We start from the raw sequence: 25896 nt of genomic DNA, 5'->3' as shown, positions 1-25896 counted from the left end.
AAACTCTGGAACGGAATGTTCGAGAATTTCGATAGTGGCGTGATGTTTTCTGCAGCGTGGTAAGAGTCTTTGCGCCGTAGACACGGCGCTGCTGGACTGTGACGAGCACAGGAATGAGGGAGCAAGGGGTGCACGCCGTGCTCCCATATCGCCTATCATACAAAGCGCAACTCCCTCATTCCTGTGCCCGTCACAGGAATCCAGCAGTCGCGCGTCCGCGCGACGAGAGACTCGTCACAGACCGAGAAGATGAAACGAAATATCCTCCCACGCAGGATTATCCCGCTCGATCAGATTAAGCTTCCACTGCCGCGGCCATTTCTTGATCGTCTTCTCCCGTGTGATCGCTGTCGTCAGCAGATCATGCTCCTCAAGCCACACCAGCGTCTTGACGCCATATTTCGATGTGAAGCCCGGCGTCAGCTCATTCTGATGCTCGTATAACCGCCCGGCTAGGTCCCGCGTCACGCCGGTATAGAGCATGCCGTTGCGTCCAGATGCGAGGATGTAGACGTATCCTTTTATCTCCGCAGATTGGCACAGGACACATCCGACGTCGACAGAGACACGGCCACGCTCAGCCCCCAATTCGACTCTCAATTCAACGACTTGAAGGCGCCGGCGGAATCATCTTTCGAGCCACCTCAACTCGCACTGAAGCGTCAGGACGGCGCCTTCGCCAGCAATTCCGCCAGCTGATCTGCGGCCTTGCCCCATCCTTCATGGAAGCCCATCTTCTCGTGCGTTTCCTTGTCCTCCGCGCGCCAGTGCAACGCCTTGGCGGTATATTTCGTGCGGCCATTGCCGAGGTCTTCGAGCAGGATGACGCCGGTGAAGAAAGGTTTTTCGGCAGGCACCCAGGCGCTGGTATAGGCATCGGTGAAGACGATCTTCTCGTTCTCGATGATCTCGAGATAGACGCCGCGGTTCGGGTACCGATTGCCCTCGGGATCCTGCATGACGATCACGCTGGAACCGCCGGGGCGAACGTCGAGCGTTGCTTCCGCAACACCCCAGGGGCGTGGAACGAACCACTGCTTCATGAGATCGGGATCGGTCCACGCCTTGTAGATTTTCTCGCGCGGGGCGTCGAATTCGCGAACGAGGACGAGTTCATGTTGGGTGATGGCGGTCATTTCAACATCTCTCCATTTGAATAAACCTGTTTCTGTCAGGTTGTTACAAGGACGTGCCGAAGTTCGCCGTTCCGACAAAGCGCCGATTTTTTCTTGATTATTTCGCGACCGGCTGCGTCGCCTCTTCCTGCATCTTGTCGATCTGCCGGCGGATATGGGCGGCCTCCGCCGCCGAATGGGCAAGCGCGATGGCGCGGTCGAAGGCTTCGCGCGCCTGGCCGGTCAAGCCAAGCTGCTTCAGCAGCCCGCCCCGCAGGCCGTGATAGTAGAAATAGCCGCCGAGCTTTTCGCCCAGCGGATCGATCAGATCGAGCGCCTGCTGCGGCCCGTGCAGTTTGGAAACAACGACCGCGCGATTGAGTGTCACCACAGGAGAAGGCTGCACACGTTCCAGCGCGCGGTAGAGCAGATCGATTTCCATCCAGTCGGTGTCTTCGGCGCGTTTTGCCCGGGAATGGATGGCGGCGATCGCCGCTTGCAGCTGATAGGGGCCTGGCCGGCGGTGTCGCAGCGCTTTGTCGAGCAGCGCCAGGGCCTCGTTGATGAAAGGCTGGTTCCAGAGCGAGCGGTCCTGATCTTCGAGCAGCACGATTTCATCTTCCGCGCTGAAGCGCGCCGGCCGGCGCGAGATCTGCAGAAGCATCAGCGCCAGCAGCCCCATCAGCTCCGGTTCGGACGGAAAGAGATGCAGCATCAACCGTGCCAGCCGGATCGCCTCGTCGCTGAAGGCGGCCGCTTCATGCCTGGGATCGGCCTGGCTGTAGCCCTCGTTGAAGACGAGATAGATCATCGTGCTGACGATCGTAAGACGCTCGGCCCTTTCCTCAGGGCTCGGCGTTTCGAACGGCACGCCGGCCTTGGCGACGCGTGCCTTGGCGCGGGTGATGCGTTGCTCCATGGCGCTTTCCGACACCAGGAAGGCGCGGGCGATCTGCGTCACCGAAAGACCGGAAACGATGCGCAGCGCCAGCGCGATCTGCTGGGTCGCCGGCAGATCGGGATGGCAGCAGATGAAGAGAAGCCGCAGGATATCGTCGCGATAGTGGGAATCGTCCAGCCGCTCGGCAATATCGCTTTCGGCATCCTCGGTATCGGAGATCGTATCCTCGTCCGGCAGGGCCTGGAGCTTTGACCGCTTGCGCACCGCGTCGATCCCGCTGTTTCGGCCGACGAAGATCAGCCAGGCTGTGGGATCGCGTGGCGGCCCTTTTTCCGGCCATGTCCGGATCGCCCTCAGGCATGCCTCCTGAAAAGCCTCTTCCGCGGTATCAAGATTGCGGAAATAGCGCAGCAGCGCACCGAGCGCCTTCGGGCGGGCCGAGGCAAGGGCAAGGTCGATCCAGGCAATGTCTGTCATGATGAAGCATCTCCCGGCCTGAAGACGTAGAACGGCCGAATTTCGTAAGAGGTGGAACCCGGATTGACGGAGGAAAGCTGTTTCGAGAAGGCGACCGCCTCGTCGAGCGTTTCGAAGTCGACCACGTAGAAGCCGAGAAGCGCCTCTTTCGTTTCCGCAAAAGGCCCGTCGATGACCAAAGGCTCGTCCTTGCCCTTGCGCACGGTGGTCGCAGCCGTCGTCGGCATCAGCCGGCCGACGGGGCCGAGCTTGCCGGATGCGGCAAGCGGCTCCTGCACGGCATAGAGCTTCTCCATGACGGCGGCCTCTTCCTCCTTCGTCCAGGCGAAGACGGTTTCCTCATGGGCGTAACAAAGGATTGCATAAAGCATTGCTCACTCCTCTTTCCGAATGACGAAGGAGTAGCCGCTTAGCCGACAGGCCGCATCAAAAAATTCTGGATAGGATTCGTGATCTTCCGGAGCACGGCAACGCTCCGGCGGAAGAAATAGCCGGATGCTGCGTGGAGACACCCTAGGCCTACATCGCGTTCCTCACCCCTCGCTCAGCGTCCGCCTGACCGCGCTCTTCCAGCCCTTGAGCTTTGCCGCCCGCACCTTCTCATCCATGTCGGGCTCGAACCGCCGGTCCCGCTTCCATGTCGCTGAAAAACCGTCCCTGTCCGGCCAGACCCCTGCCCGGCTGCCAGCAAGCCAGGCAGCACCCAGCGCCGTCGTCTCCAGGATCACCGGGCGGTCGACCGGGGCGTCGAGCAGATCGGCCAGGCGCTGCATCGTCCAGTCGGAGGCGACCATGCCGCCATCGACGCGCAGCACCGTGTCGTCGCCACCGTTCTTCCAGTCCTTCTGCATGGCGTCGAGCAGATCGCGGGTCTGGTAGCAGACAGCTTCGAGTGCCGCCCTGGACAGTTCCGCCGGGCCGCTGTTGCGTGTCAGCCCGAAGATCGCGCCGCGCGCCTTGGCATCCCAATGCGGTGCGCCAAGCCCGGTGAAGGCGGGCACGAGATAGACCTCCTGCGTCGGATCGGCCTTTTCGGCAAGCGCATTGGTCTCGGCGGCGCTGCCGATGATCCCGAGCCCGTCCCGCAGCCATTGCACCGCCGCGCCAGCGATGAAGATCGACCCCTCAAGCGCATAGGTCGTCTCGCCGTTCAGGCGATAGGCGATGGTGGTCAGCAGCCGGTTTTTCGAACGGACCATATCGGCTCCGGTGTTGAGCAAAGCGAAACAGCCGGTGCCGTAGGTCGATTTCAGCATGCCCGGTGCAAAACAGGCCTGACCGATGGTCGCCGCCTGCTGGTCGCCGGCAACCCCGAGAATCGGGATCGCGGCGCCGAAGATATCAGGATCGACCGTGCCGAAATCGGCGGCGCAATCCTTCACCTCAGGCAGCATGGCGGCCGGCACGCGCAAAATATCGAGCAGATCCTCATCCCAGGCGTTTTCGGCGATATTGTACATCAGCGTGCGCGAGGCGTTGGTGGCGTCGGTGACGAAGCTCTTGCCGCCGGTCAGCCGCCAGATCAGGAAGGTATCGATCGTACCGAAGCAGAGATCGCCCCTGGCGGCGCGCGCCCGGGCGCCCTTGACGTTGGCGAGCATCCAGGAAAGCTTGGTGCCGGAAAAATACGGGTCGAGGATCAGGCCGGTCTTCTTGGTGAACAACCGCTCCAGATCCTGCCGTTTCAGATTGTCGCAATAGCTTGACGTGCGCCGGTCCTGCCAGACGATGGCGTTCTGGATCGGCCGGCCGGTCTCGCGTTCCCAGACGACCACCGTCTCGCGCTGGTTGGTGATGCCGAGCGCGGCAATATCCTTGGCTGTGATCCCGGCGTCGCGCAGCGCCATGTTGACGGTGGAGACGACCGAGTCCCAGATTTCCTCGGGATCGTGCTCGACCCAGCCGGATCGCGGATAGATCTGAGTGAATTCCTTCTGGCCCTTGCCGGCGACATGCATTTCGCCGTCGAAGACGATCGCCCGCGTCGATGTCGTTCCCTGATCGATCGCCAGAACATATCCACTCATGCAATTCCCTCCTCTAGCATGTCGATTATCGTGACAAATCAATAAGACACGGATGCGGGTGAGAAAAGCGAATAAAGCGGAATTGCCAGCCTGCCGGCTTTGGGCATAACCTCGCCACTAACGTTGCAACGCAGCATCGGCCTGTCAGGAGAAAAATATGAGCAGATCAGTCGTCGTCACCGGTTCCACCAGCGGCATCGGCCTTGCGATCGCCACCGCCTTTGCCGAAACCGGCGACAACGTCGTCATCAACGGTTTCGGAAATGCCGATGAAATCAAGGCGATCGTCGCACGGCTTGAATCAGTATCCAAGGCCCGGGCGATCTACCATCCGGCCGATATGACCAAGCCCGCCGAGATCGCCGACCTGATCGAAACGGCGGCAAAGACCTTCGGCACCGTCGATGTCCTGGTCAACAATGCCGGCATCCAGCATGTCGAAAAGATCGAGGACTTCCCGATCGAGAAATGGGATCAGATCATCGCCATCAATCTGTCGAGCTCCTTTCACACGATGCGCGCCGCCATCCCGCTGATGAAGGCGAAGAAGCACGGCCGCATCATCAACATCGCCTCGGCGCACGGGCTCGTCGCCTCTCCCTTCAAATGCGCCTATGTCGCAGCAAAACATGGTATATTAGGTCTGACGAAGACGGCCGCCCTGGAGCTTGCCGAATTCGGCGTGACGGTCAACGCCATCTGCCCCGGCTATGTGCTGACGCCGCTGGTCGAGAAGCAGATACCCGATACCGCCAAGGCCCGCGGCATGACCGAGGAACAGGTGAAGAGCGAGGTCATCCTCAAGGCGCAGCCAACGCGTGAATTCGTCAAGGCCGAGGAGATCGGCGCGCTGTCGCTTTACCTTGCCAGCGACGCCGCCCGGCAGGTGACGGGAACGCATATCTCGATTGACGGTGGCTGGACTGCGGCTTAACCATTTGGAAAAAACAACCGGGAATATCATGAACGACAGCATCCGCTTCATCCTGAATGGCGAGGACATCGCGCTCGCCGATGTCGGCCCGACCGAGACGTTGCTCGATTTCCTGCGGTTGAAGCGACGCCTGACGGGCACCAAGGAAGGATGCGCGGAAGGCGATTGCGGCGCCTGCACCGTGCTCGTCGGCCGGCTCGCCGACGGCAAGCTCACCTATGAATCCGTCAATGCCTGCATCCGTTTCATCGGCTCGCTGCATGCGACCCATGTGGTGACGGTCGAGCACTTGGCCGGCCGGGACGGCGCATTGCATCCGGTGCAGCAGGCATTGGTCGATTGTCATGGCTCGCAGTGCGGCTTCTGCACCCCGGGCTTCGTCATGTCGCTCTATGGCCTATGGCTGACGAAGGAAAATCCCGGCCGCCGCGAGATCGAAAAGGCGCTGCAAGGCAATCTCTGTCGCTGCACCGGCTACGAGCCGATCGTCAAGGCCGCCGAGCAGGTGAGCCTGATGCGGCCGAGCGCGCTCTTCGACCCGCTGGAGCGGACACGTTCGGAAATCGTCGCTCGGCTCTGGGCAATACAGACAAGCAGCACGATCAGAATTGCCAAGGACGAAGACCGGCTAATCATTCCGGTTTCGCTTCAAGCGCTGACCGAAGTCCTCTCGCAGGAGCCCGACGCGATCGTCGTCGCCGGTTCGACCGATGTCGGTCTCTGGGTGACGAAGCAGATGCGGCGGCTGAGCCCCGTCGTCTTCATCAATCACTTGAGCGAACTGCAGTCGGTCACCGAAAGCGAGCACGGCGTCACCATCGGCGCCGGGGTCAGCTATAGCGGCGCCTTCGCCGCAATCTCGAAAAAGATCCCGGCGCTTGGGCGGTTGATCGATCGCATCGGCGGCGAGCAGGTGCGCAACATGGGCACGATCGGCGGCAATATCGCCAACGGCTCGCCGATCGGCGACAGCCCTCCGCCGCTGATCGCGCTGGGCGCAACGCTGACGCTGCGCTCCCTGGAAGGCCAGCGCAAAATGCCGCTCGAAGATTTTTTCATTGCCTACGGCAAGCAGGATCGGAAGCCCGGCGAATTCGTCGAGAGCGTCTTCGTGCCCTATCCCAAGACAACCAGCCGCTTTGCCGCCTACAAGATCACCAAGCGCCGCGACGAGGATATCACCGCCGTGCTCGGCGCCTTCCTGCTGACGCTCGATGAAGCGGAAGTGGTCACGGACATCCGCATCGCCTTCGGCGGCATGGCCGCAACGCCGAAACGCGCCCGCACGGTCGAAGCCGAACTGATGGGCAAACCATGGACGGAAGCGACGATCGAAGCCGCCCGCCCCGCGTTTGACGCCGACTACCAGCCGCTGGCCGACTGGCGCGCCACGGCGGAATACCGGCAGCTGACGGCAAAGAACCTGCTGACGCGGTTTTATCTGGAGACCGTTGGAGCGCCGGCGGAACTGAAGCGGTTCGAGGAGGTGGCGTGATGGTTTGTTTCACCAATCGGCCTTCTGCCGCCACCATTTTGCCCCTCACCCTAACCCCCTCTCCGCTTGCGGGGAGAGGGGGCGTGCCCTGCGCGATGGTTGAGAGAGGGAAATACGGTGCGGCATATCCTTTCTCCCCGTCAGAACGGGGAGAAGGTGGCGGCAGCCGGATGAGGGGCAGCACCGGCTGCGGAGGGCTCATCTAATGGACAAGTCCACCTTCGAAAACCCCAAGGTCGTCATATCGGGCCCCATGCACGGCTCGCTGCGGCATGATTCAGCGCATAAACATGTCACCGGAAGTGCCGATTATATCGACGATATTCCCGAACCCGCCGGCCTGCTGCACGGCGCACTCGGCCTTTCCGATCGGGCGCATGCCGAAATCATCAGCATCGATCTTTCCGCTGTCGCCGCCTATCCCGGCGTCGTCTGGGTTTTCACCGGCAAGGACGTGCCCGGCGTCAACGACACCAGTTCTAACGGCAGCCATGACGAGCCGCTGCTTGCTGAAACCTTAGTTCAGTTCCACGGCCAGCCGATCTTTGCCGTCATCGCCGAGACACGCGACGCGGCGCGACGCGCCGCCCGGCTGGCGAAGATCGACTATCGCGAACTGCCGCACTGGCACGATATCGACGGCGCGCTCGCCAATGGGGGCCCGCTGGTCATCACCCCGATGACGCTCCAGCGCGGCGAGCCGGAAACGGAAATGCCGAATGCTCCAATGCGTCTGAAAGGGCAGATGCGCATCGGCGGACAGGAGCATTTCTACCTCGAAGGCCATATCGCCGTGGCGATCCCCGGCGAGGACGACGAGGTCACCGTCTGGTCCTCGACCCAGCATCCGAGCGAGATCCAGCACATTGTCGGCCACGTGCTCGATATCCCGTCGAACGCGGTCACCGTCAACGTGCGCCGCATGGGCGGCGGCTTCGGCGGCAAGGAGACGCAGGGCAACCAGTTCGCAGCCCTTGCGGCGATCGCCGCCAAGAAGCTCGGCCGCGCCATCAAATTCCGCCCCGACCGCGACGAGGATATGAGCGCCACCGGCAAGCGCCATGATTTCCTGGTCGACTACGAAATAGGCTTCGATGCCGAAGGCCGCATCCACGCGGTTAATGCGACCTACGCGGCGCGCTGCGGCTTCTCCTCCGATCTCTCGGGGCCGGTGACCGACCGCGCCCTGTTCCACGCCGACTCCAGCTATTTCTACCCGCATGTACATCTGCAGTCGAAACCGTTGAAGACGCACACCGTCTCCAACACCGCCTTCCGCGGCTTCGGCGGACCCCAGGGCATGCTCGGCGCTGAACGCTTCATCGAGGAAATCGCTTACGCCCTCGGCAAGGACCCGCTCGATATCCGCAAGCTGAATTTCTACGGCCAGCCGGGCTCCGGGCGCACGCTGACGCCCTACCACCAGGAGGTCGAGGACAATATCATCGCCCGCATCGTCGAGGAGTTGGAGGAAACTGCCGAATACCGCGCGCGGCGCAATGCCGTCATCGGTTTCAACCGCGATAGCCGCTATATCAGAAAAGGCATCTCCCTGACGCCGGTCAAATTCGGCATCTCCTTCACCATGACCGCCTTCAACCAGGCGGGCGCCCTCGTCCACATCTATCAGGACGGGTCGATCCATCTGAACCATGGCGGCACCGAAATGGGCCAGGGCCTTTATACCAAGGTGGCGCAGGTGCTGGCCGACAGTTTTCAGGTCGATATCGATCGGGTGAAGATCACCGCGACGACAACGGCCAAGGTGCCGAACACCTCGGCCACCGCCGCCTCCTCCGGCTCGGACCTGAACGGCATGGCAGCTTATGACGCCGCCCGCCAGATCAAGGAACGACTGGTGGCCTTTGCCGCCGAAAAATGGGATGTGGCGCCCTCCGACGTCGTCTTCCTGCCGAACCGTGTGCGCGTCGGCGAAATCGAGATCCCCTTCCCTGATTTCATCAAGCAGGCCTATTTCGCCCGCGTCCAGCTGTCCGCCACCGGCTTCTACAAAACGCCGAAGATCCACTGGGACCGCAAGGCCGGCCGCGGCACGCCCTTCTATTATTTCGCCTATGGCGCCGCCTGCACCGAGGTTTCGATCGATACGCTGACCGGCGAGTACCTGATCGACCGCACCGACATCCTCCACGATGTCGGCCGCTCGCTGAACCCGGCAATCGACCTCGGCCAGGTCGAGGGCGCTTTCGTCCAGGGCATGGGATGGCTGACAACGGAAGAACTCTGGTGGGATGACAAGGGACGGCTGCGCACCCATGCGCCCTCAACATACAAGATCCCGCTCGCCTCCGACCGCCCGAAGATCTTCAACGTCCGCCTTGCCGAATGGTCGGAGAGCGCAGAGGCCACCATCGGCCGCTCCAAGGCCGTCGGAGAGCCGCCCTTCATGCTGGCGATCTCGGTGCTGGAAGCGTTATCGATGGCAGTTGCCAGCGTGGCGGACTACAAGGTCTGCCCAGGGCTCGACGCGCCGGCGACGCCGGAGCGGGTGCTGATGGCGGTGGAGCGGATGAAGCGGGTTTAGGATGAGAAGGCGTTCGGCTGGTTTATTGCGTCAGCGGGACCGGCGGCGCGGGTGGCACCCCCCTCTGTCCTGCCGGACATCTCCCCCACAAGGGGGGAGATCGACAAGACCGCAGCCCTTCGCCCATATTGCCTTGGCATCGGATTATCAAAATCCGCTTTTACGCTGTCGTTTCGGTGTCTTGGGAGGCCAGCGCCTGATGCGGATCTCCCCCCTTGTGGGGGAGATGTCCGGCAGGACAGAGGGGGGTAACACAGCCGCTTACCTATCGGCCATCTTTCCATGACCGACCTCCCCACCTTCCTCACCGCCAACCCCGACAGCATCCTCGTCGACATCACCGGGGCGCAAGGCTCCACCCCGCGCGAGGCCGGCGCCTACATGCTCGTCTCGCCGACCGCGCTGTGGGGCACGATCGGCGGCGGGCAATTTGAATTCATGGCGATCGCGAATGCACGGGAGATGCTCGCAGGAACCGGCGGAACCGCCGCGATGGACATCCCGCTCGGCCCCGAAATCGGCCAGTGCTGCGGCGGGCGCACACAGTTGCGGTTTCGCCGGCTGACGCAGGCGGTAAAAGACGAACTCGAAGCCAGGATTGCCGGCGAGATCGAGCGCCTGCCCGAGGTCTATCTTTTCGGTGCCGGCCATGTCGGCCGGGCGCTTGCCGCAGCCCTTGCGCCGCTGCCGCTGTCGGTCACGATCGTCGAAACGCGACAGGAAGAATTGACCAATCTGCCGGCTGAGACGAAAACCCGGCTCGTGCCGATGCCGGAGGCGCTGGTGAAGGATATTCGCGGCGGCGGCGCTGTCGTCATCCTGACGCACGACCACGCGCTGGATTTCCTCATCGCCCGCGAGGCGCTTGATAGGAGTGACCTTGCCTATACCGGCATGATCGGCTCGGCGACCAAGCGCGCCACCTTCGCAAGCTGGCTTTCCCGCGAAGGCGGCGGAGAGCGTGGCTGGATGGAGCGGCTGACGCTGCCGATCGGCGGCTCGGCGGTCAGGGACAAGCGCCCCGAAGTGATCGCCGCCATGAGCGCCGCCGAAATCCTGACGGCGCTTTCAGCCTACCGCATGCGGTCGTCTTCGTAGTAAGGGTCCCGCCCGTCGAGAAAGCCGAGGTCGCGCTTGACGCGGTCCGGCATGGCGGAAAAGTCGAGCCGAGGCAGACGGCAGAAACGGTCGGCGCTGCCCGCCAGCCAGCCGGCAAAACGCCGGAAAGCACCGATGCTCTGTTGCGGCCGGTTCTCTTCGATCGTGGAGCAATCCATGACATCACCTCGATAGATTGATGGTATGAGTTGCAGTTTGCCGCCGAAAATGCTGCAATTCCAATCGAACGACCGTCTGCCTGCATCAAGAGAACTTATCCATGAAACTGTCGAAGCAATTCCCGCTGAATGCGCTGCGCGTCTTCGAAGCCGCTGCCCGGCTCGGCAGTTTCACCAAGGCGGGCGACGAACTCGGCATGACGCAGACGGCCGTCAGCTACCAGATCAAGCTGCTGGAGGAGAATGTCGGCGAGCCGCTCTTCTTGCGCCGTCCCCGCCAAATCGCGCTGACGGAAACCGGCGAACGGCTGGCGCCGAAGGTGACCGAAGCCTTTGCCATGCTGCACGATGCAATGGCGACGGCGCGCGACAGTGTGGAAGGCACGCTCGCCATCAGCTCGACCCATACGTTCGCCTCGAAATGGCTGGCGCCGCGCCTCGGTTCCTTCCACTTGAAGCATCCGGCGATCGCGGTGCGCTTTCAGGCGAGTTCCGACATCATCGATTTTACCCGTGAACAGATCGATGTCGGGATCCGCTGGGGCGACGGCAACTGGCCGGGTCTGACCCTGCACCGGCTGATGGGGCTGGAGTTCACCCCGATGCTCAGCCCGAAGCTGGCGGAATCAGCCGGCGGCATCAAGGCGCCGCGCGATCTCCTGAAGTTCGATCTCTTCGACGCCGGCGACATCTGGTGGAAACAATGGTTCGAGGCAGCCGGCGTTACCGACACGGACCTCGATCGCCGCCCGCGCAACCAGCTCGGCTCCCAGGCGGTGGAAGCCGACGCGGCAATCGCCGGCCATGGCGTTGCCATCCTCCATCCGGCCTTCTACGCGGCCGAGATCGCCCTCGGCCGGCTGTATCAACCTTTCGAGCTGACCCGCAGCGACGGCAAGGCCTATTGGCTCGTCTATCCGGAAAACCGCCGCAACGTGCCGAAGATCAAAGCCTTCCGCAACTGGATCCTCGACGAGATGAAGGCAGCCGGGAACTAATGCATGTCGCCGGGAAGTGTGTAGCGGTTCCGGGATAACGACATGCATCAAAACAAAAAGCTAAAGCGCGTAGCATGAATCAAGTTTGCTGCGACGCGCTTTGGAGCCAGGCATCGCCGTGGCCTCAGTATCCCATCTCCGGCGCATAGAAGCAGCGCGGCGTGTCCTCGTTCGGGAATAAACAGAGATGATAGTCGTTGTCGCCGGATTGCATCGCCTTCGTCATCGGCAGCAGGAAGACGTGGGCATGCGTGACCAGCCGGTGGTCGCCCGGCAGCAGCGTGACACGATATCCGCCCGGCGTCACCGCCACGCTCTTCGAAGGGATCATCTGGCAGTCGCCATTATGACTGTCGCCGTTGCAACAATAGGGGTCATAACTCCACCCCGACGGTGCGTCGTGAGCCATCGCCAGCGACGCATACGCAATCATCACACACGTCAGAATGCTGCGCATGGGCATCTTCTCCGTTGATGAATGCGCCGCCGACGATCTAACTTTTCTTATTTATTCCGGCGGCCTTAAACATAACTGCAATCGAGTCGTCATCGTTCAAGATCCACTATATTAGCAGATCGAGTATAAGACGGAGATAATGCACAGCATTCTCGGCAGCTTTTAGGCACGGGACAGCAGATCGGCGATGCGGCCGCGATCGGCAGCTTCGACAAAGCCGCCAGCGATCATCAGCGGAGCGCCGAAGATTTCGACGAGCCCATCGCCGAGAATAAGACCCTCACCGTCCCGGCACGCGAGAATGGGATTTGCCGTGGTCTCGCTGTAGCGCAGCAGCGCGGGGAGATAGCCGGGATCGTCGTTCAGATGCGGAAAGAACTCGAAGGGCATGAGATCAAGAGCCGCGCCATCCCGTACCGCCTCCGGCGAACCGCCCTCAAAGAGCGCATCGGCGGCGATCGTCGGCGTCATCAAAATCGCCCCGGCGCTGGTGCCGACGAGAATGCCGTCGTCAAGCGCCCATGCGCGCAGTTTTTCCAGCATGCCGCTTTGGCGCAGCCGTCTCAGAAAATCGCCGGTGTGGCCGCCTGTGAGATGGATGGCGTTGCAGGCAAACAGCCGGCCGATCTCCTCGCCGCCGGCAAGCGCGTCGAGATCGACGAAGAGATCGAGAGAAAGGCCATATCGGGCATAATACTGCCGCTTCTCGTCGAAGAACGCCCGCTGCGGCTCCGGGGCCGAGGCGATATAGCCGATGCGGTTACCACGCGACAGAATGAGCGCCGCGAGCCGCCGGTCCATCGGCGCGTTTTCGGCGATGAGCTGATCGCTGTAGAGCGCGGTGATCATTCCATGGCTCCTTCGGCCTCGCCACCGTTGCGGAAACCGGTGCACATGTGCGGTCTTTCAATCTCCTCTTCCCTCCCCGCCAAAATTTCCGCAATGTTACGAGTCGGAGGAAGATAGGGGAACTCGATGTATGAATATGCCATAGCATGGGAATGGCTCGCCTTCGCGGCGCGCTGGTTCCATGTCGTCACCGCGATCGCCTGGATCGGATCGTCCTTCTATTTCATCGCGCTCGATCTCGGACTGGTGAAACGCCCACATCTGCCGCCCGGCGCCTATGGCGAGGAATGGCAGGTCCATGGCGGCGGCTTCTATCATATCCAGAAATATCTGGTGGCACCCGCGCAAATGCCGGAGCACCTGACCTGGTTCAAATATGAGAGCTATTTCACCTGGATATCCGGCTTCCTGATGCTGTGCATCGTCTATTATGGCGGCGCCGACCTCTTTCTCATCGATCGCCATGTGCTCGATATCAGCCCGCCGGTCGCCATCGCGATCTCGCTGGCATCCCTGGCTTTCGGCTGGATCGTCTACGACTTGCTCTGCAAGTCGCCGCTCGGTCGCAACACCTGGGGACTGATGGCAGTCCTCTACGTCGTGCTGGTCTTCATGGCCTGGGGCTATACGCAGCTTTTCAGCGGCCGCGCCGCCTTCCTGCATCTCGGCGCCTTCACCGCGACGATCATGTCGGCCAACGTCTTCATGATCATCATCCCCAACCAGAAGATCGTCGTCGCCGATCTCATCGCCGGCCGAACGCCCGATCCGAAATACGGACAGATCGCCAAGCAGCGTTCGCTGCACAACAACTACCTGACCCTGCCCGTCATCTTTTTCATGCTGTCGAACCACTATCCGCTGGCTTTCGGAACACAGTTCAATTGGGTGATCGCGGCGCTTGTCTTCCTGATGGGCGTCACCATCCGCCACTGGTTCAACACCACCCATGCCAGGAAAGGCCGGCCGACCTGGACCTGGATCGTCACCCTCGTCCTTTTCATCCTGATCATGTGGCTTTCGACGGTGCCGAAGCTGCTGACCGGCGATAAGGATACGGCGGCGGTGGCGCCCGCCTTCCAGCAATTCGCCGGCGATCCGCATTTTCCCGCCGTCAAGCAACTGGTCGCGACGCGCTGTTCGATGTGCCACGCCGCCGAGCCCGTCTATGAGGGCATCGTGCGGCCGCCGAAAGAGGTGATGCTCGAAAACGACGCGGAAATTGCCGCCCATGCCCGCGAGATCTATATACAAGCGGGCCGCACCCATGCCATGCCGCCCGGCAACGTGACCGATATCACGCCGGACGAACGCAAGCTGCTGGTCGCCTGGTTCGAAAGCGCAGTCGAAGGCAAGAAACAATGACGACGACACTCCTGCGCGGCCGCCTGCTTTCTTTTCATCGCGCGCCGCTGAGTCTGACCGACAGCCAGAGCTATCTCTACGAGGAGGATGGCGGTCTGCTGATCGAAGACGGGCTGATCGCGGCGGCCGGCGCCTATGCCGACGTGAAGGCAAAGGCAGCCGCTGATGTGATCGAGATCGACCATCGCCCGCATCTGATCCTGCCCGGCTTCATCGACATGCATTTGCATTTTCCGCAGATGCAGGTGATCGCCTCCTATGCCGCCAACCTGCTCGAATGGCTGAACAGCTATACCTTTCCTGAGGAATGCCGTTTCGTCGAAAGCGCACACGCGCAAAGGATCGCCACGCATTTCTACGACGAACTGATCCGCCACGGCACGACCACGGCGGTCGCCTATTGCTCCGTGCACAAGACCTCGGCCGACGCCTTTTTCGCCGAGGCGATGAAGCGCAACATGCGCATGGTCGGCGGCAAGGTGATGATGGACCGCAACGCCCCGCAAGGCCTGCTCGACACGCCGGAGATGGGCTATGACGAGACCCGTCAGGTGATAGCCGACTGGCACGGCAAGGGCCGCAACCACGTCGCCATCACCCCGCGCTTCGCCATCACCTCGACCCCGGCGCAGATGGAAGCGACGGCAGCGCTCGCCCGCGAATTTCCCGATCTGCACATCCAGACGCATCTTTCGGAAAATCACGACGAGATCAAATTCACCTGCGAGCTCTATCCCGACGCGATCGACTATACCGACATCTACGCCCGTTACGGCCTGCTCGGACCGAAAAGCCTGTTCGGCCACGCCATTCACCTGTCCGAGCGTGAAGCCGATGTCATGAGCGAGACGGGCTCGGTCGCCGTCCACTGCCCGACCTCGAACCTCTTCCTCGGCTCCGGCCTGTTTCCGCTGAAGGCGCTGGCGCGGCGCGAAAAGCCGGTGCGCATCGGGGTGGCGACCGATATTGGCGGCGGCTCCAGCTATTCGATGCTGAAAACCATGGACGAGGCCTACAAGATCCAGCAATTGCTCGGCGAACGGCTGAACCCGCTGGAAAGCTACTACCTGATGACGCGCGGCAATGCCGAGGCGCTGTCACTGGCAGGTCGGATCGGCACGCTGGACCCCGGCACCGAAGCCGACCTCATCGTCCTCGACGCGGCCGCGACCCCGGCCATGGCGCTGAAACTGGAGGCGGTAAAGACCTTGCCCGAAGAACTCTTCCTCTTGCAGACGATGGGCGACGACCGGGCGGTCGCCGAAACCTATGTGGCGGGTGTGGCTATGAAAGCGGGGCTTGGATGACACCTCGCTTTATCGATCCCCGATGCCCAACTGCAGCCTGAAAGGGCCAATTTCCTGTAGCCGCATTCAGATGTGAAGGTTCAATTCATGGCCACGCCGCTCACCATCGCCGATCTGAAACAGCGCGCACGGCGCCGCGTGCCGAAGATGTTTTTCGATTATGCGGATTCGGGCGCCTGGACGGAATCTACATATCAGGCGAACGAGAGTGATTTCAGCCGGATCAAGCTGCGCCAGCGGGTAATGGTCGACATGGCCAACCGCTCGCTGGAAACGACGATGATCGGCCAGAGAGTGTCGATGCCGGTGGCCCTGGCGCCGACCGGCCTGACCGGCATGCAGCACGCCGATGGCGAGATGCTGGCGGCGCGCGCCGCCGAGGAGTTCGGCGTCCCCTTCACGCTGTCGACGATGAGCATCTGCTCGATCGAGGATGTCGCTTCGGTGACGACGCGTCCCTTCTGGTTCCAGCTCTATGTGATGCGGGACAAGGATTTCGTCCTCGGGCTGATCAACCGCGCCAAGGCCGCCAGATGTTCGGCGCTGGTGCTGACAGCGGACCTGCAGATCCTCGGCCAGCGCCACAAGGACCTGCGCAACGGCCTGTCGGCGCCGCCAAGATTTACCCCGAAACACATCTGGCAGATGGCGACCCGGCCCTTCTGGTGCCTGGATATGCTTAAGACCAAGCGCCGCACCTTCGGCAACATTATCGGCCACGCGAAAAATGTCACCAACATCACCTCGCTTGCCGCATGGACACACGAGCAGTTCGACCCGCGGCTTTCCTGGGCCGATGTCGCCTGGATCAAGGAGCAATGGGGCGGCCCGCTGATCATCAAGGGCGTGCTCGATCCGGAGGATGCGAAGGCCGCCGCCGATACCGGCGCCGACGCGATCGTCGTCTCCAATCATGGCGGCCGCCAACTGGACGGCGCCCCTTCCTCGATCAGCATGCTGCCTGCGATCGTCGACGCCGTCGGCGACCGCATCGAAGTCCATCTCGACGGCGGCATCCGCTCCGGACAGGACGTCTTGAAGGCCGTCGCGCTCGGCGCCAAAGGCACCTATATCGGCCGCCCCTTCCTTTATGGCCTCGGCGCCATGGGCAAGGAGGGCGTCACACTGGCGCTCGGCATTCTCCGCAAGGAGATGGACATCACCATGGCCCTCTGCGGCAAGCGCGACATCAAGGATGTGAACTCGTCGATCATCGCTGTGCGGCCGTGACCCTGCTTGAGAAGCCGCTCAGCAGAGCGGCGGCCCATCGGTCGCGTCGAGCAGAAGGATCGCGAAAATCACGAGATAGATGGAGAGCGCGAGACGCTGCTGCCAGACGATGCGGCGCGATCCGGCAATCCGCTTCTCGAGGCCACGCGGCGTCCCGTCAGGCTTGCGAAGCTGCATGCGGGACAACAGGTCGTCGATCGCGGCAAGACCGGCCGTCTCGGTCTCGTAGCTCGACGCGAGGCGAAACAACAGCGCATCGAAAAGCAGATGGATCGCCAGCGCAAGAATAATCCCGCAGAAAACGAGCATCAGAAGCCAGCCGAGCATTGGAGCGAAACCTCGATAGTCCGCGGTGATCGGGCCGACAATCAGTGGCAACAACACTGTGAGCCCGCAGACGACTGCATTGCGGCCGAGGTTTCGCGCAGCCGCAGAGGCCACGGTATTCCACTGCGTCATTGCAAACCCTCCGCCACGGCATGGAGACTTTCCACAGGCAGATAAACACGCCACCCCGCCCGTTCGATCAGCCGCAGCGCTTCGGCTGGATTGTCGCAACGTCGGCTGATAAGCAGCCAGCGCACGATGACGCCGGCGCTCCGCTGGAAACCTAAAGCACAGCAGACGAGGACCGGTCCCTGGTGGCGCGCAACCTCGATAAGGTTCGCCGCAGCCCGGGTCTGGATCTTGTCGAGGCCGGTCAGATCAAGGGTTGGAAAGCTGGACCAGCCCGCGAGCGTCCCGCTCGGGCGCTGAAGTTCGCCGGTAATGTCGATCACCGTGGCAAAACGATTGGCCTCGTGGCGACGCGGAAAACGACCAAGATGGACACCATCAGCGATCGCCACGGATGCCGGCATTTTTCGGGTCCAGAGCCAAACGTTGATGACAGCGCCGAGCCGGTAGGGCGCCAGCAGCCAGCGGCTGGCAAGCGTGGTCCGGCCATCGGCGCGTTTCTGGAATATCTGCGGGCCGGCGCCGAAATATCCGACTGCGACGATCGCCAGCGCCATGGCCGGCCAGAGCAACAGAAGTGCTGCGGCCGATAGAGGCGTGCAGAGCACTGCAAGACCGAGGAATGCGACGGCGCCGCACAGGTAGTAGACGCCAAGGCGGCGCGACTTCGGATCGCCGCTCATCGCAAACTTCGCGAGAGGCGAACCGGCGTCGCGCGGAAAAAGCCAGGCGGCGAACAGACCGAGCAGCATGCCGGTCGGTATGTCCATGACGTGATGCTGCCACGTCGTCAGCACGGAGGCTCCGATCAGGAAGCACCAGAAGTGCCAAAAAAGCCGTGCCTTCCGCGGCAGCCGGCCGCGCAGATGGTCCCAGATCACCATCAGAAGCGCGATATGCAGGGACGGCGCCTGGTTGAACGGCTTATCGAATCCACCGAGGACGGTGAACATGAAACCGGGCAGGCCGCTCGTTGCCGGCCGCACGAAGAGCGCTTCGAGCGGAAACGCGACAAAGCAGGCGACGGCTAGCAGCTGGATCGTCAAATAACGCCTCGCGAGCACATCCACATCGCGCGGCGTCGTGTTGATGAACAGGCAGAGTGCGTAGAACAGATTGATCGACCAATAGGGAATGATCGTCCACGCTAGGAACGGAATGGCGCTTTCCCATGCGAAGGCGATGTTCGGCACATGGGCGCGTTGCGACGCCACCCAATTGGCGCCGCCATAGGTCAGATAGAAGAACGGCGCCAGGAGGACGAGCCAGAGCCCTGCCCGCCTCAGGACCGGCGCTGCCTCAGAAAGAGTTGAACGTGCCTGCCCCAACGGCTTGCCCTCACGCTCTCTCCGCCAGCGAGACGGTGAAAATACCCCACTGGTCGATGCGCTGTTCGAGCTTGCGGAAACCGGCTGCGGCGACCAGTTGGTCCATTTCTTCCTGCGTCCGCCGTCGCATCACCCATGCCTGGCCGCCGCGGTGGGAGGTCAGAGCACGGGCGATCATCGCCAGTTGCGGATGCCATGGCTGGTTGGTGTAGACGAGCAGTCCGCCGGGCCGCATCGCGCGGGCAATCCCATCGAGCGAAGCGGCGATCATCGCATTGTCGGAAAACAACTCATACAGGCCGGAGACGATCGCGAGATCCGGAGCCGGCATGATTGCAGCCAGCCCATCGCCGTCAAAGGCATCCTGCTGGCGGAAGCTCACGAAATCACCCAGTCCCCGCGCGGCGATGCTGTTGCGGCCGGCATCGACGTTTATGGGGGAATAATCCTGCAATCGCGCACTATCGGGACGCACGGCAGCCGCCTCGATCGCATCAAGGACATAACGGCCGTGGCCGGCCGCTATGTCGAGCATATGGGTGCTGCGGCCGGCTGCTTTCAGGCGCTGCAGCGCGCGGTCGATCAGCTCCTGCAAATGCAGCTTTCGCTGCCTGATGCCGCGCCAGCCGATCGCCTCGAGGAACACCTTGTCGATCAAACGCCCGCCGGGACCGAGCCCGCGCGGCTTGTTCTCGTAGACGTAATCGAGCGTCGAGCCGGAATCAAAACCGGTCTTGACCCCCGTCCTGATGCCTTCTGAGACCAGGGCGCCAAGCCTGATGTTGAGGCGGCTGAGCGCCCAGTAGATGCCGCGTGGGGATGCGGCGTCGAGAGGGCTCGCGAGCCGGTCGGCCTCATCCTTCGTATAGCCCTGGATATGGGCGGTGCTGAGATCGGCAGGCGCCCGGGGCTCGGCGAAACGCGCATCGACAAAACGGCGGATCTCGGCGAGCGCCATCGTACGGTCTTTTTCGCCAAGTGTGTCATGGTAGAAGCCGGCAAGCACATGCCGCTCCTTGATGCGGCTGCCGAGGTTTTCATAGAACCGGTGCTGCGGCGCGTGTCGCACCACCCAGTCGCTGCCGGATATCAGCAGTTGGGTCGGAACGGTGATGGCGCGGGCGTCGCCGACGACGCGGGCTGCCGCCTCGTAGAGCTGCAAAAGAATGTTGGAGGCAATTGGCCTAGATATCAGCGGGTCGGATTCGTACGAGGCGATGCGCTCGGGGTCATGCGTCAGGAACCTCGCCTTGACATAGGAATTGACGAAGAATGTGCCCTTAAGCTTTTCCCAGAGCGCAATGCCTTCCCTGGCAAAAGGCACATAGAGCTTGACGCTGAAGGCCGGCGAGGCCAACACCAGCGCACGGATCGGCGGCGCATAGTCGTGCACCCAGGCGGTGGCGAGAACGGCGCCGACGCTCTGCGCAATGACGGCGATGTCTTCGACGGCAGTACCGCTTGTCTCGCTGACATGGCGGACGAAGCAATCGAGGTCATGCGCCGAGGCGGCAAAGGATGGCGAATAGCCGCGCTCCCCCGGTGAACGCCCGTGGCCGCGCGCGTCCCAGGCGTAGAAGGCAAAATCATCGAGGCCGAGCTCGGTGGCGAGATGGGCGACGCGGCCGCTATGCTCGTGGCCGCGATGGAGAAGGATGATTGCGCCCTTCGGTGCAGCGCCGGTCGCAGGCCACATCCGATAAAAGAGCCGTGTGCCATCATGCGAGACAAATTCGGATTCTTGCATTGCTCTGGCCGTCGATGACGAATGCCCACTATCGGCAGTTTGCAGCACGGTCTTCTCCAATTCTGATCGATGGATGAGTTGCAACCATTAGCGGAACAGTGATTTGCATTCATTGCAAAAGTCTAGTCGCAAATGTAAGTCCTAAGCGAGAACCGCTATGAAGTATGGACTTCCCCACAAGTACGATCTGCACCGCCGGAGCCGGACTAGATTTATCCGATGCCACGAAATTCCATTGAGGTCGCATGTCTGTTTATCAATTGAAGTCCCGGTTTCAGAATATTCTTCGCCCTCTGGTGCGCTCCCTTGCGGCGCGAGGCGTCACCGCCAATCAGGTGACGTCAATCGCCGCCGCCGTCTCGGTTGCACTCGGCCTTTTTCTGAGCGTTGCTCCGCTTCCGCATTGGTTCCTGCTGGTGCCTGTCTGGTTTCTCCTGCGCATGGGCCTCAACGCCATTGACGGCATGCTTGCGCGCGAACATGGGCAGAAGAGCATTTTGGGCGCCTATCTGAACGAGATCGGCGATGTCGTGTCGGATGTCGCCCTGTATTTGCCGTTTGCGCTCATCGATCCAAACGGCTTGGTGCTGGCGATGGCCGTCATCTTCCTTTCGGCGCTGACGGAATTTACCGGCGTTCTGGGTCAGACCGTCGGCGCAAGCCGGCGTTACGACGGGCCACTGGGCAAGAGCGACCGCGCGGTACTTTTCAGCGCGCTCGGCATCTTCGTCGCGGCAGGTGGAACGTTTGCAGCATGGACTTCGTGGCTTTGGGCCGTGGTGGCTCTCCTGCTCATATGGACCATCATCAATCGTATCAGCGCCGGCATTCGCGAGGCGCGCACGGCCGCTCGATAGGGAGCGGAGCCGATCTGATGCCGGTTCTTCCATCTGCAATGTAATTCGGAATGTCTCAAACGCTGCTTCTTGCAACTTGCTTACAGCGCGTATCGTTCGACGCCTCCCGCCTTCTAACGATACGTTAAGCAAAGGTTGTATTTTTTGCGCCTCCCCTTGAAAGCACAAAAGCGGTGCTTTATGTTTTATCCATGGCACCCACGAGCAAGACACCGCATCCTTCGCTATTGCGCTACATGCTGGCGCCTGACGATCAGGCCCGGCAGGCGCTTGATGACACCATTGCCGCCTATCGCAAGATGACCGGCATCCTGACCGAACTCATCGACGACAAGGCCGGCGCCAATCTCGTGGTCCTGCATGATCTTGCTTACGAGACGGTCCGCGAGCAGACGGGCCTGCCGGCGCGGCTGGTGACGCTCGGCCTGCGCGATTTCGCCGCCAATCGGGGCGCCATCCCCGATCCGCTGCAGCTGCCGCTCGACGACAAGCTTTTCGCCATCAAGGGGCCATCGGATCTCACGATCGCTACGGTGCACGGACGTGTTGCCGTGGCTTTCGATGTCGCGGGTTATTCCAAGGGATGGGAGAGTATTTTTCCCGCATACCTTGTAGCGGACCACGATCGCTACGAGATTAACATCGGCGTCACGCCGAATTCCGCTCGGATGGAGGAAAACATGACGAATGAAGGCATTCTTTCACGCATGGGTCGCCTGATCGCGGGCATCGCCAATGCAGCGATCGACAAAGCGGAAGGCGTCAACAAGATCGCCGTCATCGAACAGGCGATCCGCGAAATCGATGCGGCGGCCGAGGAAGCCCGCACCGACCTCGGCAAGGCGCGCGCTGAGGAATACCGCATCCAGAGCCGCAAGGACGAAATCGTTGAAGACATGGACGCGCTCGACGCAAAGATCCGCCTTGCCGTCTCCTCCGGACGGGATGATCTCGCAAAGGCCGGCGTCGCCCGTCAGATCGATCTCGAATCCCAGATCGCCGCGCTCGACAAGGCACTGGCCGACGCCCGGGAGCAGCTGGACGAAGGCCAGAAAGCCCTCCAGGCCGTTCTCGCCACCCGCCGCGAGGCCGACGCCCGCCTTGCCGATTTCAAGCGCAGCATCGCCAAGCATCCCGAAGAGGCCGCAGCCGGCCACAACAGACCGACGCCCGGCGCAGGTGCCGCCCGCGCCGCCGCGGCGGTCTCGCGGCTGACCGGCGTGCCATCAGCCGAGCATACCAATAGTTCCGAGTTGGACGAACTCGACCGGTTGCATCGCGAACGCGCGATCGAGGCACGCCTCGCACGCTTCAAGACGGATAGCCGGTAACGCCGATGGCACTTTTCTTCGCGCCCGAATGTGCTCCCTTTGCCATTGCCGCCGCCGTGCTCGCGGGCCTGACGGCGATCGAGATGCTGGCGACCGTCATGGGTTTTTCGATCACGGAACTTCTCGGAAAGCCGGATTTCCATGGCCATGACGGCATTGCTGGCTATCTCTCCTGGCTCAATCTCGGCGGCGTTCCCCTGCTCATTCTGCTGATGCTGACACTCGGCTTCTTCGCCATTTCAGGCTTTGCCGTCCAGGCCGTCGCCAACACCTTCTGGGCGCCGCTACCCTCCGTCATCGCCGTCATTCCGGCCCTTTTGATCACCTTCCCCATGGTCAGGGCATCGAGCAGAACCGTGGCGCGGATCGTGCCGCACGACGAGACCTATGCGGTCGATCTCGACACCTTCGTCGGCCGGACCGCCGAAGTGTCCCTCGGCCCGCTCGATCAGGGACTGCCGGGACGCGTCCGCGTCAAGGACCAGCATGGCAACTGGCATGTGCTGAGAGCCAGGGCCGCCAAGGATCAGCAGCCTCTCGGCATCGGCACGCAGGTTCTCCTCGTCGATCGCAACGCAGATGTATTTATCGCCATTCCCGCCCTGGTGGACCCCACCGGCTCGGACAATCAATCTTTCAGGGAGCAGTCATGATGTATGACATTATTCTACCGGCCGCTATCGCGATCGTTCTGATCTTCGGCATCGGTTTTGTCCTCGCCTCTCTCTACACCCGCTCCAGCCGCGACGAAGCCTATGTGCGCACCGGTCTTGGCGGCCAGAAGGTTGTGCTCGACGGCGGTTCGGTCGTTCTGCCGATCTTTCACTCGATCGCCCGCGTCAACCTGAAGACGCTGCGGCTCGAGGTTCGCCGCGGCGAGGGCGATGCACTGATCACCAAGGACCGCATGCGCGTCGATATCGGCGCCGAATTCTATGTGCGCGTCAAACCCGACGCCTCCTCGATCGCGCTGGCCGCTCAGACGCTCGGCAGCCGCACCAACGATGCCGAGGCGCTTCGTATCCTGATCGAAGCAAAATTCGTCGACGGCCTTCGCTCGGTGGCCGCGACAATGAATCTCGACGCGCTGCAGGAACAGCGCATGGACTTCGTCAAGGCCGTGCAGGAAGCCGTCGGCGCCGATCTCCAGTCGAACGGCCTCGAGCTCGAATCCGTGTCGCTGACACGCCTCGACCAGACCGACATCAAGCACTTCAACGCCAACAACTTCTTCGATGCGCAAGGTCTTGCGGCATTGACCCGCATCACCGAGGGTCGCAAGAAGGAGCGAAACGAAATCGTTCGCGATACCGAAGTCGCCATCGCCCAGAAAGATTTGGAGGCCCGCCAGCAGTCGCTGACCATCGAGCGGACCAAGCGGGAAGCCGAACTCAGCCAGGAACGCGACATCGCCAACAAATCCGCGGCGACGCGCGCCGAAACCGCCCAGCAGGAGCAGGCGGCAAAACGCGCCGAGGAAGAAGCCCGCATCGCCTCCGAACAGGCGGTCGCCGAACGCGAGGCAGCCGCCAAACAGGCCCGCGAAAGCGCCAACATCGATTCGGCCCGCGCCGTGCAGCAGCGCGACACCGAAGCCAAGCGTGACCTGCAGATCGTCGCGCAGGAAAGCGCGATCGCCGTTGCCAACAAAAGCCGTGAAGAATCCGAGGCGAAGGCGGCTGCGGAAGCGGCCCGGGCGCTGGCGATTGCGGCAGAGGAAAAAGTCGGCACCGCCAAGGCGATCGAGATCGCCGAACGCGAAAGGCAGATTGCCGTGATCGATGCGCGCAAGAAAGCCGAGACGGAAGCAACCGCAGTCACCGTCGGCGCCGAGGCTGAAAAACAGGCCGCAAGCGACCAAGCCGAAGCCATCAAGACGCTGGCGACCGCCGAAGCGGATGCGGCGATCATCAAGGCCAAGGGTATTCTCGAAACCGGCAAGGCCGCGGCCGAGAGCGAAGCCCTGCTCAACGACGCGCGTAACAAACTGAGCGCTGCCATCATCGAGTTCGAGATCACCCGCGAACGTATCCGCATCATTCCCGAGGCGCTTGCCGAGGCGGTCAAGCCGATCGAAAAGATCTCCGATATCCGGATCTTCGACACCGGCGGCATGCTTGGCCGCGGAAACGGCGCGACCGGCGGAAACGGCATCGGGCTTGGCGAAGGACTGGCCGGCCAGCTTCTGTCCTATCAGGCCAACAAACCGATCCTCGACAGGTTGATGAAGGAAGCCGGCTTCGACGGCGACGATGCTATCTCGTCGCTCCTTGGAAATCTCAATGGCGCAACACCAGCCGCAGCACCGGCAAAGCCGGCAATACCGCCCACGGCTCCGGCAAGGCCGGCAACATCGGCTGCTGCTCCGGCAACGCCGGCAACACCGGCCGCGGCCCCGGCAAAGACGATCGCCCCTTCGTCGCCGAAGAAGGACTGATCGCAGCGCAGGCGGGTCTTGGCTATCTCACCCAGCCCGCCGCCAAGGCACTCGCCCAGTCGGCACGGCCCCTTTCGCCGGCCAGTGCCGACATCGCCACATGGTCGTAGGCAACGGTTCGAAACTGCCATATCCATCCGGCCGCCGTCTTTTCCAGAATAGCGTAGCTCGCCAGCGGGTGGCCGGCCTCGACCTTGTGGTAGTAAGGCAGCACATCGTCATAGGCGGGGCAGCCGACGCTGCCAGGATTGACGATCAGGCGGCCGTCGGAGAGCCGGACGGCGCGGGGAAGATGGCTGTGGCCGCAGAGGATCAGCGGCAGGTCGATACCCTCAGCCAGCGCCTCGATCGCCTCGATCGGCTTCAGGAAGACCAATCCTTCGGGCGAGACCGATTCCAGCCAATAGAGATTGTCGTTCTTTGGGGTCGCATGGCAGAGATAGGCCTCGCCGCGATAGACCGTGTCGAACGGCAGGCCGCGGATCCAGTCGAGATGGGCCGGCGTCAGCTGCCGATAGGCTGAGGCATCCGAAACATGCATCGTCGCCGGATCCTGCTCGATCAGGTAGCGGTCATGATTGCCGCAGACCGAGGTCAGGCCAAGCGGCATCAGCAACTCCGCCGTCCGGCCGGCATCGAGCGGACCGCTGAAGAAATCGCCGAGGTTGACGATCTCCTCGATACCTTCAGCGCGAATATCCGAAAGCACGGCTTCAAGCGCCAGATGGTTGCCGTGAATGTCGGCGATCGCGGCGAATTTCAT

Annotated in this window: 24 protein-coding genes; 12 read left to right on the top strand and 12 right to left on the bottom strand. The window is 62.1% G+C overall.

Features of this window, described 5'->3' with window-relative positions:
* Nucleotides 1-234: 234 nt before the first annotated feature.
* The 5 genes from FHX03_RS07780 to glpK form a co-directional block, all read right to left on the bottom strand.
* Nucleotides 235-525 carry a GIY-YIG nuclease family protein gene (locus FHX03_RS07780; RefSeq protein ID WP_183853439.1) on the bottom strand — a complete coding sequence of 97 codons (291 nt, stop codon included), beginning with the start codon at nt 523-525 and terminating at the stop codon, nt 235-237.
* Between the two features lie 137 nt (nt 526-662).
* Nucleotides 663-1136, bottom strand: a complete 474-nt coding sequence (locus tag FHX03_RS07775) for an SRPBCC family protein (protein ID WP_183853182.1) — start codon at nt 1134-1136, stop codon at nt 663-665.
* A gap of 97 nt (nt 1137-1233) precedes the next feature.
* Nucleotides 1234-2493, bottom strand: coding sequence for an RNA polymerase sigma factor (locus FHX03_RS07770; RefSeq protein ID WP_183853180.1), 1260 nt, complete (start codon nt 2491-2493; stop codon nt 1234-1236).
* A complete protein-coding gene (locus FHX03_RS07765; protein ID WP_064840153.1) occupies nt 2490-2864 on the bottom strand; it encodes a YciI family protein in 375 nt (124 codons plus the stop codon). Before FHX03_RS07765 ends, FHX03_RS07770 begins: the two co-directional genes overlap by 4 nt.
* Nucleotides 2865-3026: 162 nt before the next feature.
* Entirely contained in the window at nt 3027-4520 is a 1494-nt protein-coding gene (glpK, locus tag FHX03_RS07760; RefSeq protein ID WP_183853178.1) for a glycerol kinase GlpK, read from the bottom strand.
* A gap of 157 nt (nt 4521-4677) precedes the next feature.
* Here glpK and FHX03_RS07755 point away from each other — a divergent pair, with 157 nt between their 5' ends.
* The 4 genes from FHX03_RS07755 to xdhC all read left to right on the top strand — a co-directional run bounded on the left by FHX03_RS07755 (nt 4678) and on the right by xdhC (nt 10592).
* Nucleotides 4678-5454, top strand: a complete 777-nt coding sequence (locus FHX03_RS07755; protein ID WP_097626569.1) for a 3-hydroxybutyrate dehydrogenase — start codon at nt 4678-4680, stop codon at nt 5452-5454.
* A gap of 28 nt (nt 5455-5482) precedes the next feature.
* The gene (gene xdhA / locus FHX03_RS07750; RefSeq protein WP_183853175.1) at nt 5483-6949 is read left to right on the top strand and encodes a xanthine dehydrogenase small subunit; all 1467 of its coding nucleotides are present in this window, start codon (nt 5483-5485) and stop codon (nt 6947-6949) included.
* Nucleotides 6950-7154: 205 nt separating this feature from the next.
* Entirely contained in the window at nt 7155-9494 is a 2340-nt protein-coding gene (gene xdhB / locus FHX03_RS07745; protein WP_183853173.1) for a xanthine dehydrogenase molybdopterin binding subunit, read from the top strand.
* A gap of 282 nt (nt 9495-9776) precedes the next feature.
* Nucleotides 9777-10592: a xanthine dehydrogenase accessory protein XdhC gene (gene xdhC, locus FHX03_RS07740; RefSeq protein ID WP_183853171.1), complete on the top strand. Its 816-nt coding sequence runs from the start codon at nt 9777-9779 to the stop codon at nt 10590-10592.
* Here the strand turns inward: xdhC and FHX03_RS07735 are convergent.
* The gene (locus tag FHX03_RS07735; RefSeq protein ID WP_097626561.1) at nt 10568-10771 is read right to left on the bottom strand and encodes a hypothetical protein; all 204 of its coding nucleotides are present in this window, start codon (nt 10769-10771) and stop codon (nt 10568-10570) included. The two genes, xdhC and FHX03_RS07735, sit on opposite strands and share 25 nt — an antisense overlap.
* A gap of 101 nt (nt 10772-10872) precedes the next feature.
* Between FHX03_RS07735 and gcvA the strand changes: the two genes are divergently transcribed.
* Nucleotides 10873-11769: a transcriptional regulator GcvA gene (gcvA, locus tag FHX03_RS07730; protein ID WP_097626558.1), complete on the top strand. Its 897-nt coding sequence runs from the start codon at nt 10873-10875 to the stop codon at nt 11767-11769.
* A 124-nt stretch (nt 11770-11893) separates the two neighbouring features.
* Here gcvA and FHX03_RS07725 read toward each other — a convergent pair whose 3' ends face one another.
* The gene (locus FHX03_RS07725; RefSeq protein WP_097626556.1) at nt 11894-12226 is read right to left on the bottom strand and encodes a hypothetical protein; all 333 of its coding nucleotides are present in this window, start codon (nt 12224-12226) and stop codon (nt 11894-11896) included.
* 162 nt (nt 12227-12388) lie between these two features.
* Nucleotides 12389-13075: a Type 1 glutamine amidotransferase-like domain-containing protein gene (locus FHX03_RS07720; protein ID WP_183853169.1), complete on the bottom strand. Its 687-nt coding sequence runs from the start codon at nt 13073-13075 to the stop codon at nt 12389-12391.
* Nucleotides 13076-13201: 126 nt separating this feature from the next.
* On the opposite strand from FHX03_RS07720, the gene FHX03_RS07715 reads away from it, so the two are divergent.
* From FHX03_RS07715 to FHX03_RS07705, 3 genes are all read left to right on the top strand, one after another.
* Nucleotides 13202-14440, top strand: a complete 1239-nt coding sequence (locus tag FHX03_RS07715) for a urate hydroxylase PuuD (RefSeq protein WP_097626552.1) — start codon at nt 13202-13204, stop codon at nt 14438-14440.
* Complete coding sequence (gene guaD / locus FHX03_RS07710; RefSeq protein ID WP_097626550.1) at nt 14437-15747, top strand: guanine deaminase; 1311 nt, start codon at nt 14437-14439, stop codon at nt 15745-15747. The genes FHX03_RS07715 and guaD overlap by 4 nt, the downstream gene beginning before the upstream one ends.
* Before the next feature lie 87 nt (nt 15748-15834).
* On the top strand, nt 15835-16977 hold the full coding sequence (locus tag FHX03_RS07705) for an alpha-hydroxy acid oxidase (RefSeq protein ID WP_097626548.1): 1143 nt from the start codon (nt 15835-15837) through the stop codon (nt 16975-16977).
* A gap of 18 nt (nt 16978-16995) precedes the next feature.
* Here FHX03_RS07705 and FHX03_RS07700 read toward each other — a convergent pair whose 3' ends face one another.
* The 3 genes from FHX03_RS07700 to FHX03_RS07690 are packed head-to-tail and all read right to left on the bottom strand — an operon-like array spanning nt 16996 to nt 20556.
* On the bottom strand, nt 16996-17436 hold the full coding sequence (locus FHX03_RS07700; protein ID WP_097626546.1) for a hypothetical protein: 441 nt from the start codon (nt 17434-17436) through the stop codon (nt 16996-16998).
* Nucleotides 17433-18761: a phosphatase PAP2/dual specificity phosphatase family protein gene (locus FHX03_RS07695; protein WP_183853166.1), complete on the bottom strand. Its 1329-nt coding sequence runs from the start codon at nt 18759-18761 to the stop codon at nt 17433-17435. Before FHX03_RS07695 ends, FHX03_RS07700 begins: the two co-directional genes overlap by 4 nt.
* Before the next feature lie 10 nt (nt 18762-18771).
* Nucleotides 18772-20556, bottom strand: coding sequence for a bifunctional alpha/beta hydrolase/class I SAM-dependent methyltransferase (locus FHX03_RS07690; protein WP_183853165.1), 1785 nt, complete (start codon nt 20554-20556; stop codon nt 18772-18774).
* 197 nt (nt 20557-20753) lie between these two features.
* On the opposite strand from FHX03_RS07690, the gene FHX03_RS07685 reads away from it, so the two are divergent.
* The 4 genes from FHX03_RS07685 (at nt 20754) to FHX03_RS07670 (ending at nt 25133) form a co-directional block, all read left to right on the top strand.
* Entirely contained in the window at nt 20754-21365 is a 612-nt protein-coding gene (locus FHX03_RS07685; protein WP_097626540.1) for a CDP-alcohol phosphatidyltransferase family protein, read from the top strand.
* 191 nt (nt 21366-21556) lie between these two features.
* On the top strand, nt 21557-22696 hold the full coding sequence (locus FHX03_RS07680; RefSeq protein ID WP_097626538.1) for a PspA/IM30 family protein: 1140 nt from the start codon (nt 21557-21559) through the stop codon (nt 22694-22696).
* Nucleotides 22697-22701: 5 nt separating this feature from the next.
* The gene (locus FHX03_RS07675) at nt 22702-23349 is read left to right on the top strand and encodes an OB-fold-containig protein (RefSeq protein WP_097626536.1); all 648 of its coding nucleotides are present in this window, start codon (nt 22702-22704) and stop codon (nt 23347-23349) included.
* Nucleotides 23346-25133: a flotillin family protein gene (locus tag FHX03_RS07670; RefSeq protein WP_183853163.1), complete on the top strand. Its 1788-nt coding sequence runs from the start codon at nt 23346-23348 to the stop codon at nt 25131-25133. Before FHX03_RS07675 ends, FHX03_RS07670 begins: the two co-directional genes overlap by 4 nt.
* A gap of 22 nt (nt 25134-25155) precedes the next feature.
* On the opposite strand, the gene FHX03_RS07665 is transcribed toward FHX03_RS07670, so the two are convergent.
* On the bottom strand, nt 25156-25896 hold the full coding sequence (locus FHX03_RS07665) for a metallophosphoesterase family protein (RefSeq protein ID WP_097626533.1): 741 nt from the start codon (nt 25894-25896) through the stop codon (nt 25156-25158).

Origin of the sequence: Rhizobium sp. BK456 (assembly GCF_014194045.1) — a bacterium.
In the GTDB taxonomy this organism is placed as follows: Bacteria; Pseudomonadota; Alphaproteobacteria; order Rhizobiales; family Rhizobiaceae; genus Rhizobium; species Rhizobium redzepovicii.
The sequence above is the reverse complement of the archived record's forward strand: the minus strand, read 5'-3'. Positions and strand labels throughout refer to the sequence as shown.